Here is a 19,838-nt window from a genome sequence, read left to right on the forward strand (position 1 = left end):
AATGACGATCGGAGCTATCATAGTATTATATAATCCGAATATACAACTCATAAACGAAGCATTAAAGAATCTACTGCCTCAAGTTGATTGTGCATATTTAATTGATAATTCAGAAACAGATTATTATAATTACATTATCAAAAGCGACAAAATTAAATACAAACCATTATACAAAAACATCGGCATTGCAGCTGCTCAAAATATTGGCATAAAATATTTTATTGAACAAAAATTTGACTTTATTCTATTCAGCGACCAAGACAGTGTATCACCAAATGGATTAGTAAAGAAGTTATATGATACCTATCTACATCTAAAAGATAAAATTAATATTTCCGCTATAGGGCCAATGCCAATAAACAGAAAAAGCGGTAAACCGTACTTAAATAAACAATATATAATAACAAAAGAAAAAAACGAAGAGTATGAATACTATAAAATGCACAGTATAATCTCTTCATATTCGCTTATTCCCATAAAAAACTTCAACACAGTCGGATTAATGGAAGAGCATCTGTTTATAGATTTTGTTGATCAGGAATGGTGTTGGCGAGCACATTACTTTAATAACATGACATGTATTCTTGTTCCCGATATAACAATAACCCATGAACTAGGAATATCAAAAAAATTCTTGGGAAAAAGAATAAGTATATCAAGTCCATTTAGAATATATTTCCAAACAAGAAATTTACTTTGGCTTAGAAAAAGAGATTATGTACCATTATATTGGAAAAAAACAAACATAAAAAAACTTATTTATAAAATAATATATTATTCATTATTCTCAAACAAGCGCAAAGCATATATAAAAAATATATTTAACGGGATACTTGATGGACTTACACAAAAGTAAATTTATGAATAAGAAACGGATAAAATACATTCTGGCAAATGTATTGGCATTTGTCCCAGACAAAACAATACTGCGTATCCACTACGCAATAAAACACCACAGACTAATTAGTTTTAAACATCCAAAACGTTTTACGGAATACGTACAATGTTATAAAGTTTTTTATCGTAATCCGGAAATGCTTAGATGTACAGATAAATTTCATGTCAGAGAATATGTAAAGGAAAAAACCGGTACTGACATTTATCTCAACAAACTATATCAGGTATGTGATAAAGCAGAAGAAATCAACTTCACCAAATTACCTCAAAAATTTGTCATAAAAACAACAGATGGCGGTAACGGTGACAATATCTTTATTTGTAAAGATAAAGATAATATAAATATTGATAATGTAATAACTCTAATAAATAGCTGGAGAAATAAACGATATGACATTATAAGTCGTGAATGGGCTTATAAAGGGGCAAGAAAATCTCAAATAATCATTGAACAATTCCTTGAAGATGATAATAACGAAGATTGTTCCATAGATGATTATAAATTTATGTGTTATGACGGAAAATTTCGTTTTTTATGGGTTGACAAAGGAAGATATTCTCATCATCTAAGAGGATTCTGGAATGAAAATCTTGAATTTCTATATAATGTAAGAAGTGATTATCCAACCTTTGATACCCCTCCAGTTTTACCTGAGAACATAAAGGAAATGATTGCTTTAGCAGAAAAGCTATCAAAAGGTTTCCCTTTTGCAAGAATAGATTTATATAATATCAAAAAAAGAATATATTTTGGAGAAATAACATTCTATCCATGTAGCGGCTATGTAAAATATAGTCCGGACACATTTGACTTCGAACTTGGTAAATACTTCAACTTAACAGAAATTCATAAATGAGTATATCCGTTCTAATGTCGGTTTATAAAAACGAACGTCCGGAATATCTTGACAAATCGATAAACAGTATATGGACCGACCAAACAGTACAACCTACAGAAATAATATTAATTGAAGACGGGCCACTGCCAGACAAACTTGAACATACAATAAACCGATGGAAAGAACTTATCGGCAATAAACTGATAATACATAAAAATGTAAAAAATCTCGGACTTACAAAATCTCTCAACATAGGTCTGCAAATCGCGTCGTCCGACTTCATCGCCCGTATGGACAGCGATGACATATCCGACCCGAAGCGTTTCGAACGTCAGACAAAATATCTTGAAACTCATCCGGACGTGGCAATAGTAGGCGGAGCCATGCAGGAGTTTAACAACAGCAATCCGAAACTAAACGTACGACACTATCCGAGAAACAACGAGGAAGTGATGCACACCATATACAAGGCCAGCCCTCTCGCCCACCCCACGGTAATGATGCGCAGCGAGATATTCAGAAACGGACTTAAATATGACGAGCGCTATCGCACGAGCCAGGACATTGCTCTATGGTTCGACGCTATATGTGCAGGATACAAGATAGGAAACATTGACGACATAACATTGTATTTCCGCCGCGATGATGAAATGTTCAGACGCCGCAGCCGTGCAAAGGCTTGGAATGAGTTCCGCATATACATGAACGGAGTAAGAAGAGTCTACGGTCTGTTTTCGCTCAAATACGTATTTCCGATAAGCCGTCTTATTTTCAGACTGATGCCATTGAGTGTTGTGAAGTTTATCTATGGCAGCAAGATAAGACATTATGTAGTAGACAAGAAATCAAAAGACGCGTAATAAGAATTCTCATTACGCGTCTTTTGTATTATATAACATCTGATCTGATGTTACCAGAAAATCTATTTCAAAGGATTGCTGTCAGACACGAACCATTCTATAAAACGTGTTATTCCTTCATGTAATGAAACATGCGGTCTGTAACCTATCTCGTTTTCCAACCGCGAAGTGTCCGCATTTGTGCTATACACATCACCCGGTTGCATCGGAAGATAATTTTTGGCAGCCTCTTTACCAAGTGCATTCTCTATCTCACTGATAAAATCCATCAGCTTCACCGGATGTGAACAACCGATGTTATATATACGATAAGGAACACCATTGTCGCGTTTGATATTTTCCTCCGGAGTGTCGATGACAGAGATTGTTCCATCCACAATGTCGTCTATATAAGTGAAGTCACGCATCATGTCACCATTGTTGAATACCTTTATCGGCTCTCCTCTCAATATAGCACCGGCAAACAACGAGGGCGACATATCCGGACGTCCCCAGGGTCCGTAAACAGTGAAATAACGCAGACCTGTAGTTGTAAATCCATATAGCTTGCTGTAACAATGAGCCATCAGTTCGTCGGCCTTCTTTGTCGCCGCATACAGGCTCACCGGTGTATCCACCTTATCATCTTCCTTATATGGAGTCTCCGTATTCAGACCATAGATCGAGCTGGACGAAGCGAATATGAGATGGCGCACATTGTAGTTGCGGCACGCTTCAAGCACATTGAGAAATCCGGCCATATTACTTTGCAGATAAGAGTAAGGATTTGTTATGGAATAACGCACTCCTGCCTGCGCGGCAAGATTCATCACTTTATCGAAACGGTATTCCTCGAATATTCTGTCCATCATCTCCTTATCGTCTATAGACATACGGATGAACAGACAATTTTCAAATCTGGAGTTTCTTACAACCTTATTAAATTCTATTGATTCCGGATTGTCAAAGCCACATTCCACAAGACGTCCATATTTCAGTCTTACGTCATAATAATCGTTTATATTATCTATCCCGACAACAAAATCTCCTCGTCTTGCCAACTCATACAATACCTTCGAGCCAATGAATCCGGCTGCACCGGTAACCAATATTCTCATACCTAATATCTATTGCATTTTATAAATTGTGGCAAAGGTAATTATTTTTTCTGTTACACACACCATAAAAACGACAAAACTGCTATCGCACTGTACATCTGCCGATTTTTAATCTTCCCAATCCATCCGTCATCCGTACCACTGGCGCAAACATCCAGAACAGGACATCTTTTTCATGTTATTACAACATATCTGTCATCTCTCATGCAATAATAACCCAACATATCAGTTATAATATAAACTGACTTTATTATGGAGAATCACATTATTCTGGTATTGTCTGCTTTCATCATAAGCACTGTGTGCGGATTCATCATCATACCGTACATAATAAACTTCTGCATAAGGAAGAAGCTCTACGACATTCCCAACGCCAGGAAAATACATAAAAACGTGATACCGCGACTTGGCGGAATTTGCTTTCTGCCATGCACACTGATAGCGTTTATCTTCGGCATATCCATGCTCGATTATCTCACAGGCCGCCAGCAGTTTACGGTAGGCACATGGTCGGTGATGTTTCTCATAAGCCTTTCACTGATATACATCATAGGAATAGTGGACGACATTGTGGGAGTCAGACCGAGAACAAAATTCGCAGTACAGATTATAGCAGCCTCGCTGCTGCCCATCTCCGGCCTCTACATAAACAATTTCTACGGAATGTTCGGCATATATGAAGTGCCGTTCTGGATAGGCGCACCGCTCACGGTGTTCGCACTCGTGTTCATAGACAACGCAATGAACCTCATCGACGGCATCGACGGGCTCTCCGGCGGACTTGCCCTGCTATCATTGACAGGATTTCTTCTATGCTTCATACACGAGGGCATCTACACCTACGCCATTCTGATAGCCGGACTCATGGGTGTGCTCACGGCATATCTTTACTTCAACATATGGGGAAAGGCCGAGAAAGGACACAAAATATTCATGGGCGACTCAGGAAGTCTGACGCTGGGTTTCATACTCGGATTTCTCCTTATCAAGTTCGCCATGCACAATCCCAACGTCATGCCCTACCGCAACAACAGCCTGTTGATAACCTACACGCTGCTCATCGTGCCGTGTTTCGACGTTGTGAGAGTTATCATAACACGTCTGAAAAACCACTATCCCATATTCAAAGCCGACAAGAATCACATACACCACAAGCTGATGCGTGCCGGAATGACACAGCACCAGGCTCTTGTGACCATACTGCTTCTGGCTGTAGCGTTCGTAGTAATCAACACTGCCATGCGCCCGGAATTGCGGAGCGACTTGGTTGTACTGATAGACATCATCGTCTACACTGCCTTCCAGCTTGTGACAGACGTATTTGTAAGAAGAAGAGAACACGGTATGCAGCATGAGGCCGACTGCATCAGTAAATGACATTCCGGCCATACCCACAAGGACACGGCAACCAAACGGCCGGCAGTCTTGCATGATGTACAATTATGCATAAACCGCTAAAGCATGACGCATATTTATGCATCACGACCTCAGAATAAGGCAGTTATCTGCAACGAAAACAAATGTGCGTGCAAATACGCGAGTCTCTCGCACTTCACGCAACACAGCGATAATCATCACATTATAAAGAATAATCCTTCCATATGCCTTTCCTGCTCATGCAGGAAAGGCTTTTTCGTATCATGATACGGACTTTATCACGTCATAATATGGTATCGGACAAGATTCGGTAGATATTGGTTTCAAAAAAAGGACTGCGCCATCAATCCCGAACCGGTACAGTTTCTTTCTTCTCGGATGAAACAAAATGGACAACTTTCAATTTATAACCGGATTTTGATTTTTTCGTCTCAGTTTTCTGTTCTACCCCAAAAAAACAGCGCGTATTTGCGGTCAGGCTCTCCTTCAGACGCAAATACTCAAAAATAAGAGCGTTGCGCAAGTTATTGAATACCAACAGCTTATATTCAAGCATCATTTTCCCGTCCTGCAATAAGCACCATTTCGGCATGTGATATTGCCCGTTTCAGGGACTGAAATGCGCAATATCTCACCCTGAAACGGGCGAAACCACAGGCTAAAACGGGCATAATCGGAATGTCATGTGCATTATTCCGGACCGCACTACAGGGTATATGGTGATGTGGTACAGACTGAAATGGACTTTGTAATGCATGATTTAACATTTCTTTACACATCTTTCACGAATTTCATTTGTCAAAATAAAGTCAAGAAAATCCGTAAGTACGACGTCTGAGTTTTCTTCAAATTTACTTTCAGACGCACATAAATATCATTTCTGAAAGCATCGGTATGCATGATATAAAAACATTCCGGATGTACGGCAAAACATCACACGCACATCCGGAACGTAACAAACCGGGCACGCCCTGCCCTACTCTGTTCCACTGTCGGCCACTCCGCTATGGGCAGAATGAAGTATTCGCTGCTGCACCGTTAATATTAGTGCATCACAGTTTTGTGAAACTCAGTTTCAGTTCATCTGTCGACAACACCATCTTCGAACCCGTCAGTTTGTTCACATTGAATGTTTCGTCGAGCGCATTCACGCCGAACGGATTCAACACTGCCGGATCTTCCACCGCCGGATCACCGTTCATTCTGTCGTTGACATGCGGATCATACAGTCGCAGAGTCTTGCCCTTGTGTTCAAAACGGAACAGATAATCACCGGCAGAGTCGTGTCTGTCGACAGTGTTTATCAGATCTTTCTGGACAGACCAGAATATGTATTTGTTGGACAAGTCGGCCCTTCCGCCGGTCGAGAGAGTGTCCACCCTGTCGAGATGCCAGAATCCGTCGAGGTCGCCATTGTCCGATGTCTCAATATCACACGATGCGAACACAGCCATTATCAGCCATGCCACCATTGTCATATATATGTTTTTCTTGTTCATTTTCATTATCAGTTTTCTTTTGTTTCATTTTCTTATCCATGTCACACGGTCCGTATGTCAGAACCATCCGCTCTTAGATATGGTGAGCTGGAAACCGGCGTTGTTGCCGAGTATGTGACCGAAGTCCATAGCATAAGCGCCCGTCACCTTCCAGTTGTGTCTGAAACTGTATGTGGCCTCAGCCAGGAAACTTACGTTATACTGCTTCTTGGTGTACGGCATGGCATACGTTCCCAGGCCCTCCTGCCATGTACCGAGCAGGCGGTATGACAGATTCTCCGTCGGACGACCGTCTATGCCGAGATGGAAAGCCATGAAACGGGAGTTCTTCACCGATATTGTGCCGTCGTCGTTGTATATCGGCGAGCGGTAGAGCGGATTGCCTATCACCTGTCCCCAGTGCTGCCAGCCCGTGTAAACATAATGATTATAATAATTGTCTATGCCGCCGATGTGGTCGGATATGCTCGGTGTGTGGTCGTGATATACCGGTCCGCTCTGATACTTCGTGTATATATATTCGAACACAATGTCGCGAAGCCACGTACCGTATTTCAGGTTCACCTCAGCACCGAGCATCATATCCTTGAGGTCATAGAGTATGAACTTGCTCTTTTTCTTCTTCTGCCATTCGTCGCCCTTGCCGTAGCCGTCGTAGTCGAGCAGGAACATGGCAGAGTGGTCTTCAAAATACTTGTCGGCATAAATGCCCAGACGCCAGCGGTCGCCGTCGTAGTTCACACGCATGAGCCACGATCCCACCTGGTTGCCAGCGATGTTCTTGTAGAGTGTCTCGCCCGCATCGGCACCTCCGGGAATGAAGGCGTGCCACATGCCTTTCAGTCCGCCCTCACCTTTCAGTGCCAGCATCGTACCGTCTTTCTGCGGACGGTATGCCGTTCCTCCGAACATGGCGGCCATCTCCAATCCCAGTTCGAGCGACCAGGGCATGAATCTGTCCTCGTTGCCTATCTTTATATAACCAGCCTTACTGTGATAAAGCACATCGTCGGCATACTTCGACTTGCAGGAGGTCACCTCGTGCTGCCAGTTGTCGTCGGTCATCTTTCCATAGGCAATGTGTCCTTTCACCCTCAGCCATCCGTGCGAGAAAGGCAGCACCCAATAGTCGGGCAGCGCCAGACGCACCTGCGGCACCGGCCGCGCATTGATACCAAGAGTCTGCGATCCGCTGCTCAGCACGTTATTCTTCAGTTCCATAGGCTGCTGCTTGCTGCCCACAGTAAGCACTCCGTAGAGCCATCTCAGCTCTGCATAGGCCTGCTGCACTACCACGCTGCTCGTATAGTTCACCGGCACCGCAACGTCAACTCCGTAGCCTATGCCCCACCGTCTTATGGAATCCTGCGCCAGATCGCGCATCACCATACCTCTAACATACCCGTTGTTGCTTTCGAGCGAGCTCAGTCCGTACTTGTTGGCGTTGAGCCACAACGGCGTCTTGTTGTTAGAGAACGAGCCTTGCATCTCCACTCCGTACCTCAGACCGTGCACAGGATTGAGCTTTCCAGGGTTGTCATAGTCTGTCCACGTCTGCGAGCGGGCCGTCATCCCAGCTGCAAACAACAGACATATAGCAAATATACTTCTCATATTTACATTAACGTTTTTTATACTGCAAAATTACATTATTTATCCCACATACAGGCATTTTTCGCCATATCAGTAGTCAAACCTCTCTATTTTATCCAACATGATACTTCTGCTGAAAAAAACGGAACCAACTGACATTTTAGGGAAATCCCCCGAGATAATAGGAAAATTCCCTCTTTTCGTAAAAGAAAGTCGTTGTATCTTTGCATCAGAGAAAGAGATAATGGATGTATAACATTTAAATATACGATTATGAAAAAGTTTGTATCAGCCCTTATTCTACTGTTCGTCACAACAGTATCGGCAAATGCAATGAGCTATGAGCAGGCACGCGAACAGGCTCTTTTCCTCACCGACAAGATGGCGTATGAACTTAATCTGAGCGAAGAGCAGTACGAAGCCGCATACGAGATAAATCTCGACTATCTGATGAGCATACGCACACAGGACGACCTCTACGGCATGTACTGGCGGCAGCGCAATCTCGATATGAGCTACGTTCTGTTCGACTGGCAGTACAACACGTTCTGCGCCGCACTCTACTTCTATCGTCCTCTCTATTGGAGCGCAGGCTTCTGGCGATTCAGAATATATGCACGCTATCCGCACAGAGACTACTTCTACTTCGGCTGTCCGCACTTTGTGACCGTATATTGCGGAGGCCACAGCTGGAGGCACAACGGCGGACACTCGTGGTATAAAAGACATCACTTCAGACCGAAACCCGAAGTACGCCACTTCGGTATGCGCGACAGCTTCAAGCGCGGCGACTACGGCAAAGGCCATACGGGCGTGTTCGGAGGCAGAAAGGACAACTACAAGCCTATCGTGACAAACCGTCCGGGCAACAGCGTAGGCAGCTTCGGCAAACGGCCTGCAAGCGTAACGGACAGAAAGGAAATGACAACGGTGAAGGCTTCAAGCTTCGGCGGTCTGCGCGGAGGAAGCATATCAAAGGACAATCAGAAACCGCGCAACACCTTCACACCAAGAAGCAACAGCATCGCCGGCAAAAGAACTATAAAGAGCAACTCGTCGTTCTCCGGCAGCGGACGCCTAGGCGGATCAGCAAGCAACAACCGCGACCTGATAAACAACTTCCGCAACAAGACGCCCCAAAGCACAAACCGCAGCACCGGCTCCTTCGGAGGCAACCGTGCTAAAAGCAGTTCAAGCGTGTCGCGCAGCAGCAGCCGTCCGTCGTTCTCAAGTCCTAAAAGCTCGTCAAGAGCAGGCAAGAGCTCATCATCTTCAAGCCGCAGCAGCGGCAAGTTCGGCGGACGACGCTAAGATGACCGCTCTCTGACATCAAGCAAAAGTGTAAGTCAACATAATTTAAAATTCAACTTCAAGAGTATCTGTCTCTTCCATTCTAAAAAGATACGCATTAATTGGTTAAGGATTGACAAACCGCAGAGGTGCATAATTACAAATCAAGGACACGCACCTCTGCGTTTGTCATTTTTTCTATTTCGTTCATCGGCTTGTTCCAATACACACTCTGCACAGCCTTGTTTATTATTCCATGTCCTACGGCCAGCACCGTCATGTCCGGATATGTATTGCGTATGAAATCAAGAAAACGGCCGGCGCGCGCTCTCATGGCCTCCAATGTCTCCACATCGTCGGGCCATACTTTTCCTTTAAGGTCGGGAATATACATTCCTGTGAATTCTCCCCAGTCTCGCTCACGCAATAGCGGAGTCGTCACAACATCCATTCCATGTGGTGCGGCGATAATGGAACAGGTGTCGTAAGAACGTTTCAGATCGCTCGACACAAACGCGTCTATCCTCTCACCGGCCATTCTGTCCCTCACACTTTCAGCCTGTTTTATGCCTTCAGGCGTCAGACAGCCCTGCGTCTGTCCCTGCAATATGCAGTTGACATTGTCCACAGTCTCGCCATGGCGAACCAGATAAAGTCTTGTCATAGTTCTTATTTTTAAATAATTCTGTATGCAAAGATAACTCAAACTAGCGGAAAAGAATATTTACTTTCGTATTCCTGACGTCGTATATCTTATGCAGAGATAATAAAAAGTGGGTGCAGCAGCAAGGTGGAAGAACGAATTTCCGCCATAACCTATACTGCCCAACCGCATCTTATCTAATGCAAAGATAAACCAAGAGCGTGACACTACAAAATAAAAAACACTCTCCGGCACTTGCCGTATGCCCAACTTTCACTATATTTGCATATGATAGGAGGCGGTCCGGCAATATCGAAAAATTGAGAAAACAATATTTTCTCTTTCGCCATTGCCCTCACCGTTAACCATCTTTTCATAAAAAACGATAGCGCTATGAATGTAATCAATGCAGCTGGAATTGCTTGCGGATTCATATCAGGAATACTCATTATCAAGGATATGACCGCATTCGTAAAGAATAAAAGGAGATAAGCGATATATCTGTCAGACGTAAAGAATGTCCCGTCAAGACTTAATTTCATCCCAACAACGCACGGAACCGGAGATTACGGCACAGGCGCTGAAAGAACCTACGAACATCAGAACCAGATAAAAAACTACAACACAACAAAAGAAACCATAAAAACTTAAAATCATGCAAATAATACAAAGCTCGCTGGCACGCGCCGTCAGCGCTATAATAATGGGCGTATTGCTGATAAAATACAGAGAACAGACCGTAACGTGGCTTACCATCGTCATCGGCATATTGTTCTTTCTGTCTGGTGTGATATCATGTGCGGCATACTTCGTGGCACGCCGCCGCGAGAGCGACGTACAGCTCTTCGATGCCGACGGACGGCAGTTGAGCGGCTTCAAGGTATCGTTCCCGCTGACAGGTCTGGGCAGTATTGTGCTCGGACTCATCCTTGCACTCATGCCAAACGCATTCATATCGTGGCTGATGTTCATCCTTGCCGCCATGCTCATCATAGGAGCGATAGGCCAGTTTGTGAGTCTTGCCGCCATAACACGTACATTCCGTGTAGGCATTTACTTCTGGATTATGCCGTCGGTGATACTTCTCATAGGTCTTCTCGCACTGATACGTCCGTCAGCCATAGCCTCCGCACCGCTGTTTGTCATAGGATGGTGCATGCTGCTCTACGGTGTTTCTGAAAGTGTGAACTCCATCAAGTTCTATCTGCTGCGCAAGAAGATGAAGGAAGCAGCCGAAAAAAAAGGTGAGAAAGACACCGTCCTTCCCACCGATATTGATAAAAACTGACGTGTGGCGCGCGCCTTTCGCGTGCGCCTCACCCTTCAGTCACGAGGCACAATGCCCTCGATGTACTTGCAGATTATACCTATGCCTTTCAGATTGTCGCCTCCCTGAGGTATTATGACATCGGCATAGCGTTTGGTAGGTTCTATGAACTGTTCGTGCATAGGTTTGAGAACCTTCAGATATCTGTCCACAACCATCGACACAGTGCGGCCACGATCGATTATGTCGCGCTGAATGTTGCGTATCAGACGTTCGTCGCTATCGCAATCAACAAATATCTTCAAATCCATCATATCCCTCAATTTCTTGTTCAGAAGGGTCATAATACCCTCTACTATTATCACCGGTTTAGGCTCCACATGCACCGTTTCAGGCAGACGGTTGCACTTCAGGTAAGAGTATGTAGGCTGTTCGATGGCCCGTCCCTCACGCAGTTCGTTGATGTGTTTGATAAGAAGTTTCCAGTCGAAAGCGTCCGGATGATCGAAATTTATGGCGTGACGCTCCTCGTCGGTCATGTGGGAAGTGTCGTTATAATACGAGTCAAGCGGCACCACGGCCACATGATGTGGCGGCAATGCCTCCACTATTTTCTTAACCACGGTGGTTTTTCCAGAGCCAGTACCACCGGCTATTCCTATAATCGTTATTTTGTCCATAAAATGTATTTTTATCTGTGGGGTTAATCATTGTCCGGCTTTATGGTCCGCACGGGCGGCTGTGCGCCTTCGCGGTCAGAGCCCAGTCTCGCGCTCGAACATGGGTTTGTAGTATGTGGCCTTCTGCTCCACCTTCATCGGATAGGCACGTGAACTGCTTGGCATACGGTAGAGTCTGAGTGTACGTCCCTCGAAATCGAAGGCGACATACTCTCCTACGGCAGGCTGACCGGTTATACCAAAACATGCTGAAAGCACATCACACGCCTTCTGTCCGGTGACCACCACGGCCCGACAGTCAGGCAACGAGTGCAGCATGGCCTTCAGATCAACCGGCTCCACCACCTCCAGATCCTTGTCCGATGCAGTGTTCTTGAGACGGCGTACGGCCTGTGCCGTGTCGTACAGTCCAATGCCCAGCCGACGGAGAAGCGGTACTATCAGCTCCAGACGAAATGTCTTGTGCTCCTGATCGACGAAGTGCATCTTGTCGCCATGAAAACACAGACCGAAGATGCGCCACATGTCATTGGTGAAATTAGGGTAATAGAAACGCATGGCCCAACGTTTTTCTGCCGGAGGGAAACTGCCGAGCATCAGCAGGCGACATCCTTCCGGCAGGAACGGTTCAAACGGATGGCGTTCCACTTCGGGAACTACAACAGACCGCAAATCCTGTATGTCTGAACCGACAGGTCTCATTTCTGTTCCTTAACCAGATATATTACAACCGGCAGGTGGTCGGAGAATCCGTCAAGCCATATACCTCCGGCTGTGGTACGTTTTGGTTGTCCCTTGTACTTTCCCTCGGTCTGGAAGAGATACGGACGTGAGAATATCTGGTTTTTCCAATATTTCAAAGTAGAGAAATCCTTGCTACCCTTCTTGTTTAGCATGTTAGGCGTCATGACAATCTGATCAAACAGATTCCACGAACCTCCATACATGAGAGTACCACGGCCCTCTTTCTTGAGAATGTTGTACCAGGGATTATACATATCGTCCTTGCCTACCTCGTCTATCTCGGCCTTTGCAGAGAGTTTCTCACTCATACTCTTGTTCATCGGGTCGTCGTTCATGTCGCCCATCACAATAACCTTGCAATCAGGATCGTCCTTCATGAGCGAATCCTTGAGAGCCTTGACCTGTCCTCCGGCCACTTCACGATAGTATGAACCGGCAAAACGGCTTGGCCAGTGACACACGATGACCGTCACATGTTCGTCGGCAAGAGTTCCGCTGACGGTGAGGAATCCACGTGTTGTGTAGTCTTTTGGCATAGAGCCTTCCGGAACATAAGGCACCAACTTGACATCGCGCACGGTGAACAGAGCCGGATTGTAAAGCAGGGCGCAGTCAACACCACGCTTGTCCGGACCTTCGATGTGTGCATAGCGATAACCTCGCTCGGCCAGAGGTTTCTGTGCAACAAGGTCAGTGAGCACCTTGGCATTCTCCACCTCGCTCACACCGATGACGGCACATCCCACTCCGGGCAGCACATCGGTGCCCATATCGGCAAGCACACGAGCCATGTTGCGCAACTTGTGGGAGTACTTCAGACCATTCCAGTGATACGAACCTGATGGCAGGAACTCATGATCGTTCTTGCCTTCGTCGTGGCATGTGTCAAACAAGTTTTCCTGATTGTAGAACCCTACGGCGTATGCCGAGTATTTCTTCTGTGCTGACGCTCCGAGACTGACCGAGAGCAGCAGCAATGCCAAAAGCAAAAAATTAAATCTTTTCATATCTTTATATACAATGTACTATTCACTCCCATGAACCCGCGTCACCGTTTCAGACACAGCCTGATGCAACAGCGAATTTCTGCAAATATCGGTAATAAATTTGAATAAATTGTATATTTCATAAAAATTTAATCACAATGCCATACGTTTTTATATATTATACTACTGCAAGACACTAGCGCAACCACACATAAGCCCCGCGACCGGCTCACAATAATAATTAAATATACGCACACAAAAACTCGCACAGCCTTCTGTCCTTTAACATTTAAATGCACAGAAATACACACATTGCACAAACACTGACTAAAAAACTCAGAATACAATATAAAATACTGTTTGAGTACAACCTTCTGACATTCAACTGATCGTACGACCGTCATCCGGTGACCGTCCAATATCCGGTTTGCAGAAAAGGCCTTTTCACACTGCCATAACGGCTCTTTCATCACCTCATAAAGCCCATTCCGACACACGAAAAAAGCATTCTTGGGATACCAAAAAGGCTTTACAGCCACACCTAAGCATGACTATGACATGGAGACAAGGGTGATGATGCTGTGAAAAGGTATAAAAAACGCACGGGAACATATCTGATTTGAAAGAACGAAATGTTAAAAAACATCAGCAGAGACGTTAACACTGTTAACATTCAGGTAACCTTAATTTCGTCCAAAAATCCCAAATCACCACCCTGCCGGACGGTTTAATTCTCCCGTTACAACATGCGCCGGACCACCGCCGGCAAGGCTATGTAAAGCGCTCTGACACAAACGCATTCCGAATATTCACCATTATTGTTCCGAAAGAGTATACATCATATCACAAAACACATAAATCACGAAAATTTAATAAAAAAATCTTTTGACTTTAAAAATAATTTTCTTACTTTGCAAGACAAACAATTTATAATTTTCAAACACATGCAAAAGAAGCTCAAATTAGCAGTGATGGCCCTTTGTTGCTCGTCTTTGGCACATGCACAGCAAGACTCCATAGGGCTGAAGTCCGCAGCGCTAAGCGAAACGGCATTCACATTCACAGAAGCGCAGTTGGGTGAAGATGACGACATGTCACAGAACGTGACAATCGTCAATTCGAACTCCAACATCTATGCAAGCGAAGTGGGATACCTCTTCTCTCCCGTACGCTTCCGCTATCGCGCCTTCGATCAGAAATTCAATGATGTCTATATCAACGGCGTTCCGATGAACGACATGGAAAGCGGCCAGTTCCGCTACTCTCTAGTTGGAGGTCTGAACCAGCAGACCCGCAATATGGAATCATCGCTCCCATTCGAGAGCAACACGTTCGCAATGCCGGGCATGGGCGGAGCGAACAACTACAACTTCAGACCGGCCAACATGCCGACAGGGCATAGAATAACACTCAGCGGCGCCAACCGCAACTACACCCTGCGCGGTATGTACACATTCAACACCGGACTGAGCGACAAGGGATGGGCCTTCTCTGGCAACATCACCTACCGCTGGGCCAACGAGGGCTATGTGGAAGGAACCTTCTACAACTCGCTCTCATACTTCCTCGGCGTGCAGAAGGTGTTCGGCGACGGCCGCCACTCTCTGTCATTGTCAACATGGGGTAACCCAACAGAGCGTGCATCACAGGGTGCCGGTACGGACGAGATGTACTGGTTGTCTAACGACAAGTACTACAACCCTTACTGGGGATACCAGAACGGCAAAAAGCGTAACTCACGTATTGTGAACGACTTCGCGCCCACTGCACTCCTCACATGGGACTGGAACATCGACGACAAATCAAAGCTCACTACGTCACTTATGGGAAAATACAGCATGTATCAGAGCACAAAACTCAACTACAACAATGCTGATAATCCCCACCCCAACTACTGGAAGAACATGCCGAGTAGCTATTACGACGTATGGGATGAGACCGATTACAACAACCGTACGGAGCAGAACCTGGCCGACTGGAATATGGCTTACCAGTACTGGACAGCTTCGAAAGCAAACAGACAGATAAACTGGGACCGTCTGTATTACTCCAACTCACAGGTTTCGGCACAGGGACTCGACGCCATGTACTACATACAGGCAAAACACAACGACGCCCTGACATTCACACTGTCGTCCACACTCAACAAGCAGTTGGACAAGAACAAGGCATGGAACCTCGGAATCATAGCCGCTACCAACAAAGGCATGCACTACCAGACAATGGAAGACATGCTGGGAGCTACCATCTATCACAACATCAACACCTACGCTTTGGGTACATACGGACGTGAGGCCGACGAAATACAGTACGACCTGAACCACCGCGACGCCCTCGTAAAGGAAGGCGACCGCTTTGGTTACGACTACGATCTGCTCGTGAACAACGGCAAACTGTGGACAAGCTACAGCGAGAACTACGGCCCGATACATTATACAGTAGCTGCAAAAATAGGATACACCACAATGCAGCGCAACGGTAACATGCGTAACGGTATGGCCGCAAACAACTCTTACGGCAAGAGCAAGACCGCACAGTTCCTCGACGGAGGAGCCAAGTTCGGAGCAAACATCAACCTCGGACGCGGCAACACAATCACGCTCGGTGTAGGCTATGAGCACCGCGCACCGCAGGCAAGAACTGCTTTCGCATCGCCCGAAATCAATAACGACTTCGTGCTCAATCTCAAGAACGAACGCGTATTCAGCACAGAACTCGGCTATCAGCTGCAGAACTCATGGCTCCACGCCAATATCAACGCCTACTATAGCCGACTCACCAACGTGACCGACTGGCAGAACTACTACTTCGACGATATCAACTCATTCTCTTACGTGTCACTCACCGACATGAAGAAAGAGTACTACGGAGTTGAAGCAGGATTGAAATTCAAGGTGACAAGTGCATTCGACGTGAACCTTATCGGTACAATAAGCGACGCCAAGATCATCAACAACGCACACGTGCGCTACATGAACTCAACAAAGGCAACATACACCGACGAGACCGTATACAACAAGAACATGCGCGACGCAGGTACCCCGCTCACAGCAGCAAGCCTCGGACTGAGCTATCACAGCGGCGGATGGTATCTCGACCTTAACTGCAACTACTACGACCGCATCTATCTGTCATACTCTCCGTGCTATCGCTACGAAAGCACACTCGACGCACGTCAGAGCGCAACAGGCGGAGTGTTCGACAACGAAGGCAACATACGCGAGTCTGCACTTGCACAGGCAAAAGGCAAAGGTGGATTCATGCTCGACGGTTCAATCGGCCGCAGCATATATCTCAAACGCGGATCGCTCTCTATCAACCTCATGATCACCAATATTCTGAACAACCAGAATATCTGCACAGGTGGATATGAGCAAAGCCGCAGCGACTACACAAACTCCGGAAACATCAGAGCATACCGCTTCTCTAAGAATCCGATGAAATTCTATGCCTACGGAACTAACGGAATGCTGAACATTGCTTACAAATTCTAAAACACGACAATTATGAAAAATATGAAATATCTGAAGCTCATAATGCTCGCACTCCTCTGCGGCATGACTCTCACGTCATGCATGGACGACGACTGGGAAGATCCAAACGGAACAAACATTCCTTACGGAAACAATTCAATAGAAGAAACCAATCTGAAGACCATCGCCGAAGTGAGAGAGATGTACAAGGACAAAATAAACACATCCTACTCTTACGAGAAGGTGACCGAACCATTGCAGATAAAAGGCTACGTCACCGGCAACGACGTGCAGGGCAACATCTACAATGAGATTGCAGTGCAGGACGAGACCGGCGCCATCATCATCGCAATAGCACAGGGTGGCATCAACGGCTATCTGCCAGTGGGAACCGAAATACTCGTTGAACTGAAAGACCTCTATGTGGGCAACTACGGAAAACAGGCCGAAATAGGAACTCTCTACACCAACAAGAACGGCAACACTTACGTGAGCCGCATGAACAGATTCCTCTGGCAGGAACACTTCAAGATCACAGGCGGATACAAAGTGATTGAACCTGAGGTGTTTGCCGACGGCAGTGCAAAGACAACATGGACTTTCGACAAGGACAGCGGAAAGCTCGGTGTGATAAAGAACGTCACAATCAAGGGCGCATCAGAAACCACAACATTCTCCGATCCTAACGGAAGCCAGTCTGTAAGTCTCAACTTCAACGAACAGCCGAACAGCGTCATGATATACACATCTGCTTACAGCGACTTCGCCGGACGCGTAGTTCCGCAGGGCAAATGCAACATAACAGGTATCTTCAAACGCTACAACGACTCATGGGAGATAATCATCCGCTCGATAGACGACGTTGAAGAAGTAAAATAAACAGAATAATATTATACTAACAACAAAAAGATAACATTATGAAAAAGATATTATATTCAGTGTTTGCCCTTACAATGGCAGCATTCACATTCACAAGTTGCGAAGACGTTCCGGCACCATACGATGACCCGAACAACAACGGCGGAGGTCAGGAACTGCCCGAAGGCGTGCTCCTCGACCAGAGCTTCACATCATCACTGGGTGAATTCACATCAAAAGCTGCAAGCGGAAACCTGAACTGGTACAATGATTACTCAAGCGCAATGGTAACCGGATTCCAGGACTTCGACGGCGACGGCAACAAAGAGAATCAGGCAGGTGTGACATTCCTCGTTGGTCCGGAAATCGATCTTACAGAAGTAACAGAAGCTTATATCACCATCAACCACGCGTTGAACTACGAAAGAGGTGACATCAACACAAACAACTCCATCGTCATAAGCAAGGACTACGCAGGTGATGTAACAACCGCTACATGGCAGGTTCTGAACTATAATACGGAAGGCCTCAACACAGGTTTCACATTCACAGAGAAGAGCGTGAACATTCCATCTGAATATATGGGCGGCAAAGTTGTCATAGCACTGCGTCACACATGTAACGAATCATCATCTTCTACATGGGAGGTTAAGAGTCTGAAAGTACAGGTCGGCAAGGTTGAAGAAGAAGGTGGCGGTGAAGGCGAACTGCCAGAAGGTACTTTCATCGACCAGGATTTCTCTTCATCACTCGGCAATTTCACTTCTTCATCAGCCAGCGGTACACTGAAATGGTATAATGACTATTCAAGTGCAATGGTAACCGGATTCCAGGACTTCAACGGTGACGGAACCAAAGAGAACCAGGCTGGTGTAACATTCCTCGTATCTCCGGAAATTGATTTCACTAAAGCAACAGAGGCATACATCACAATCAACCATGCCATCAACTACGAAAAAGGTGACATCAATGCCAACAACTCTATCGTAATCAGCAAGAACTATACAGGAGATGTAAAAACCGCAACTTGGCAGACAATAGAATACAACACTGACGGCATGGGTTCAAGCTTCACATTCAAAGAGAAGAAAGTAAACATTCCTGCAGAATTCATGGGCAGCAAAGTTGTCATAGCTCTCCGTCATACTTGCGACGATACACAATCATCAACATGGGAAGTGAAGAGTCTGTCCGTAAAAGCAGGTTCTGTTGAAGACCTTCCTAGCGGCAACATCGGCGACCTCACAAAACCGAACGGAGATTTTGAGGCTTGGGTTGAAGGACTTCCAAACAACTGGTCAACAACATCTACTGCAGGCAATGCAACTCTTTCCATGAGCACAGACAAGCACAGCGGCAGTTATGCAGTTCTGGTAAAAGGTGATTCTAAATCCAACAAGCGCATTTCTTATAAGGAAATGGAACTCAAAGCAGGCGAATACACTATGAGATTCTATGCTAAGGCTGCTACCGCTGCCGGCGCATCCCTCTGCCCTGGATATGTTCAGGTAACTGACGGAAAAGTAGGTTCTTACAAGTACGGAGAATATTCAAACAATCTGTCAAATACAGAATGGATCGAAGTTACCCACACATTCACAATTGATGCAGACGGTACATACTGTGTACTTATAATGAACTCAAAGAACCCGGGCGGCGACTTACTTATAGATGATTTCACTCTTACAACAGGTGAAACCACTATCATTGAATAACAAAATCGCATAAATATTTG

Annotated in this window: 16 protein-coding genes; 9 read left to right on the forward strand and 7 right to left on the reverse strand. The window is 45.5% G+C overall.

Annotated elements, in window-relative coordinates; translation table 11 throughout:
- Position 1: 1 nt before the first annotated feature.
- The 3 genes from WKT13_RS08675 to WKT13_RS08685 are packed head-to-tail and all read left to right on the forward strand — an operon-like array spanning position 2 to position 2,596.
- Positions 2-856, forward strand: coding sequence for a glycosyltransferase family 2 protein (locus WKT13_RS08675; RefSeq protein WP_298618491.1), 855 nt, complete (start codon positions 2-4; stop codon positions 854-856).
- A 4-nt stretch (positions 857-860) separates the two neighbouring features.
- Positions 861-1,754 (forward strand): ATP-grasp fold amidoligase family protein, encoded by an 894-nt coding sequence (locus WKT13_RS08680; protein ID WP_298618492.1) that lies wholly within the window; start codon positions 861-863, stop codon positions 1,752-1,754.
- Entirely contained in the window at positions 1,751-2,596 is an 846-nt protein-coding gene (locus WKT13_RS08685) for a glycosyltransferase (RefSeq protein WP_340323580.1), read from the forward strand. The genes WKT13_RS08680 and WKT13_RS08685 overlap by 4 nt, the downstream gene beginning before the upstream one ends.
- 62 nt (positions 2,597-2,658) lie before the next feature.
- Here the strand turns inward: WKT13_RS08685 and WKT13_RS08690 are convergent, their stop codons facing one another.
- Positions 2,659-3,693, reverse strand: a complete 1,035-nt coding sequence (locus WKT13_RS08690; RefSeq protein ID WP_340323581.1) for an NAD-dependent epimerase/dehydratase family protein — start codon at positions 3,691-3,693, stop codon at positions 2,659-2,661.
- 252 nt (positions 3,694-3,945) lie between these two features.
- Here WKT13_RS08690 and WKT13_RS08695 point away from each other — a divergent pair, with 252 nt between their 5' ends.
- Entirely contained in the window at positions 3,946-5,070 is a 1,125-nt protein-coding gene (locus WKT13_RS08695) for an MraY family glycosyltransferase (RefSeq protein ID WP_340323582.1), read from the forward strand.
- 1,052 nt (positions 5,071-6,122) lie between these two features.
- Here WKT13_RS08695 and WKT13_RS08700 read toward each other — a convergent pair.
- Both WKT13_RS08700 and WKT13_RS08705 read right to left on the reverse strand, forming a co-directional pair.
- Complete coding sequence (locus WKT13_RS08700; protein ID WP_340323583.1) at positions 6,123-6,569, reverse strand: lipocalin-like domain-containing protein; 447 nt, start codon at positions 6,567-6,569, stop codon at positions 6,123-6,125.
- Between the two features lie 57 nt (positions 6,570-6,626).
- On the reverse strand, positions 6,627-8,183 hold the full coding sequence (locus WKT13_RS08705) for a capsule assembly Wzi family protein (protein ID WP_340323584.1): 1,557 nt from the start codon (positions 8,181-8,183) through the stop codon (positions 6,627-6,629).
- Between the two features lie 252 nt (positions 8,184-8,435).
- On the opposite strand from WKT13_RS08705, the gene WKT13_RS08710 reads away from it, so the two are divergent.
- Positions 8,436-9,473, forward strand: a complete 1,038-nt coding sequence (locus tag WKT13_RS08710) for a hypothetical protein (protein ID WP_340323585.1) — start codon at positions 8,436-8,438, stop codon at positions 9,471-9,473.
- Positions 9,474-9,609: 136 nt separating this feature from the next.
- Here WKT13_RS08710 and WKT13_RS08715 read toward each other — a convergent pair whose 3' ends face one another.
- Positions 9,610-10,116: a histidine phosphatase family protein gene (locus WKT13_RS08715; protein ID WP_340323586.1), complete on the reverse strand. Its 507-nt coding sequence runs from the start codon at positions 10,114-10,116 to the stop codon at positions 9,610-9,612.
- A gap of 634 nt (positions 10,117-10,750) precedes the next feature.
- Between WKT13_RS08715 and WKT13_RS08720 the strand changes: the two genes are divergently transcribed.
- The gene (locus tag WKT13_RS08720; protein ID WP_340323587.1) at positions 10,751-11,383 is read left to right on the forward strand and encodes a DUF308 domain-containing protein; all 633 of its coding nucleotides are present in this window, start codon (positions 10,751-10,753) and stop codon (positions 11,381-11,383) included.
- Positions 11,384-11,418: 35 nt separating this feature from the next.
- Here WKT13_RS08720 and udk read toward each other — a convergent pair whose 3' ends face one another.
- The 3 genes from udk to WKT13_RS08735 all read right to left on the reverse strand — a co-directional run bounded on the left by udk (position 11,419) and on the right by WKT13_RS08735 (position 13,793).
- Positions 11,419-12,042, reverse strand: a complete 624-nt coding sequence (gene udk, locus WKT13_RS08725; protein WP_298618501.1) for a uridine kinase — start codon at positions 12,040-12,042, stop codon at positions 11,419-11,421.
- Positions 12,043-12,117: 75 nt separating this feature from the next.
- Positions 12,118-12,744 (reverse strand): uracil-DNA glycosylase family protein, encoded by a 627-nt coding sequence (locus WKT13_RS08730; protein WP_340323588.1) that lies wholly within the window; start codon positions 12,742-12,744, stop codon positions 12,118-12,120.
- A complete protein-coding gene (locus WKT13_RS08735; RefSeq protein WP_298618503.1) occupies positions 12,741-13,793 on the reverse strand; it encodes an endonuclease/exonuclease/phosphatase family protein in 1,053 nt (350 codons plus the stop codon). The genes WKT13_RS08730 and WKT13_RS08735 overlap by 4 nt, the downstream gene beginning before the upstream one ends.
- Before the next feature lie 923 nt (positions 13,794-14,716).
- Between WKT13_RS08735 and WKT13_RS08740 the strand changes: the two genes are divergently transcribed.
- Genes WKT13_RS08740 through WKT13_RS08750 form a run of 3 tightly spaced genes read left to right on the forward strand, consistent with a single transcriptional unit; the run spans position 14,717 to position 19,818 of the window.
- Positions 14,717-17,266, forward strand: a complete 2,550-nt coding sequence (locus tag WKT13_RS08740; RefSeq protein ID WP_298618504.1) for a TonB-dependent receptor — start codon at positions 14,717-14,719, stop codon at positions 17,264-17,266.
- A gap of 12 nt (positions 17,267-17,278) precedes the next feature.
- A complete protein-coding gene (locus WKT13_RS08745; RefSeq protein ID WP_298618506.1) occupies positions 17,279-18,124 on the forward strand; it encodes a DUF5689 domain-containing protein in 846 nt (281 codons plus the stop codon).
- A gap of 38 nt (positions 18,125-18,162) precedes the next feature.
- On the forward strand, positions 18,163-19,818 hold the full coding sequence (locus WKT13_RS08750; protein WP_340323589.1) for a carbohydrate binding domain-containing protein: 1,656 nt from the start codon (positions 18,163-18,165) through the stop codon (positions 19,816-19,818).
- Positions 19,819-19,838 lie beyond the last annotated feature (20 nt).

Source organism: Prevotella sp. HCN-7019 (assembly GCF_037890215.1).
Lineage (GTDB): Bacteria > Bacteroidota > Bacteroidia > Bacteroidales > Bacteroidaceae > Prevotella.

Coding starts and splice junctions, on each gene's coding strand:
- WKT13_RS08675 (WP_298618491.1), top strand. CDS start 2: ATGACGATCGGAGCTATCATAGTATTATATAATCCGAATATACAACTC.
- WKT13_RS08680 (WP_298618492.1), top strand. CDS start 861: ATGAATAAGAAACGGATAAAATACATTCTGGCAAATGTATTGGCATTT.
- WKT13_RS08685 (WP_340323580.1), top strand. CDS start 1,751: ATGAGTATATCCGTTCTAATGTCGGTTTATAAAAACGAACGTCCGGAA.
- WKT13_RS08690 (WP_340323581.1), bottom strand. CDS start 3,693: ATGAGAATATTGGTTACCGGTGCAGCCGGATTCATTGGCTCGAAGGTA.
- WKT13_RS08695 (WP_340323582.1), top strand. CDS start 3,946: ATGGAGAATCACATTATTCTGGTATTGTCTGCTTTCATCATAAGCACT.
- WKT13_RS08700 (WP_340323583.1), bottom strand. CDS start 6,569: ATGAACAAGAAAAACATATATATGACAATGGTGGCATGGCTGATAATG.
- WKT13_RS08705 (WP_340323584.1), bottom strand. CDS start 8,183: ATGAGAAGTATATTTGCTATATGTCTGTTGTTTGCAGCTGGGATGACG.
- WKT13_RS08710 (WP_340323585.1), top strand. CDS start 8,436: ATGAAAAAGTTTGTATCAGCCCTTATTCTACTGTTCGTCACAACAGTA.
- WKT13_RS08715 (WP_340323586.1), bottom strand. CDS start 10,116: ATGACAAGACTTTATCTGGTTCGCCATGGCGAGACTGTGGACAATGTC.
- WKT13_RS08720 (WP_340323587.1), top strand. CDS start 10,751: ATGCAAATAATACAAAGCTCGCTGGCACGCGCCGTCAGCGCTATAATA.
- udk (WP_298618501.1), bottom strand. CDS start 12,042: ATGGACAAAATAACGATTATAGGAATAGCCGGTGGTACTGGCTCTGGA.
- WKT13_RS08730 (WP_340323588.1), bottom strand. CDS start 12,744: ATGAGACCTGTCGGTTCAGACATACAGGATTTGCGGTCTGTTGTAGTT.
- WKT13_RS08735 (WP_298618503.1), bottom strand. CDS start 13,793: ATGAAAAGATTTAATTTTTTGCTTTTGGCATTGCTGCTGCTCTCGGTC.
- WKT13_RS08740 (WP_298618504.1), top strand. CDS start 14,717: ATGCAAAAGAAGCTCAAATTAGCAGTGATGGCCCTTTGTTGCTCGTCT.
- WKT13_RS08745 (WP_298618506.1), top strand. CDS start 17,279: ATGAAAAATATGAAATATCTGAAGCTCATAATGCTCGCACTCCTCTGC.
- WKT13_RS08750 (WP_340323589.1), top strand. CDS start 18,163: ATGAAAAAGATATTATATTCAGTGTTTGCCCTTACAATGGCAGCATTC.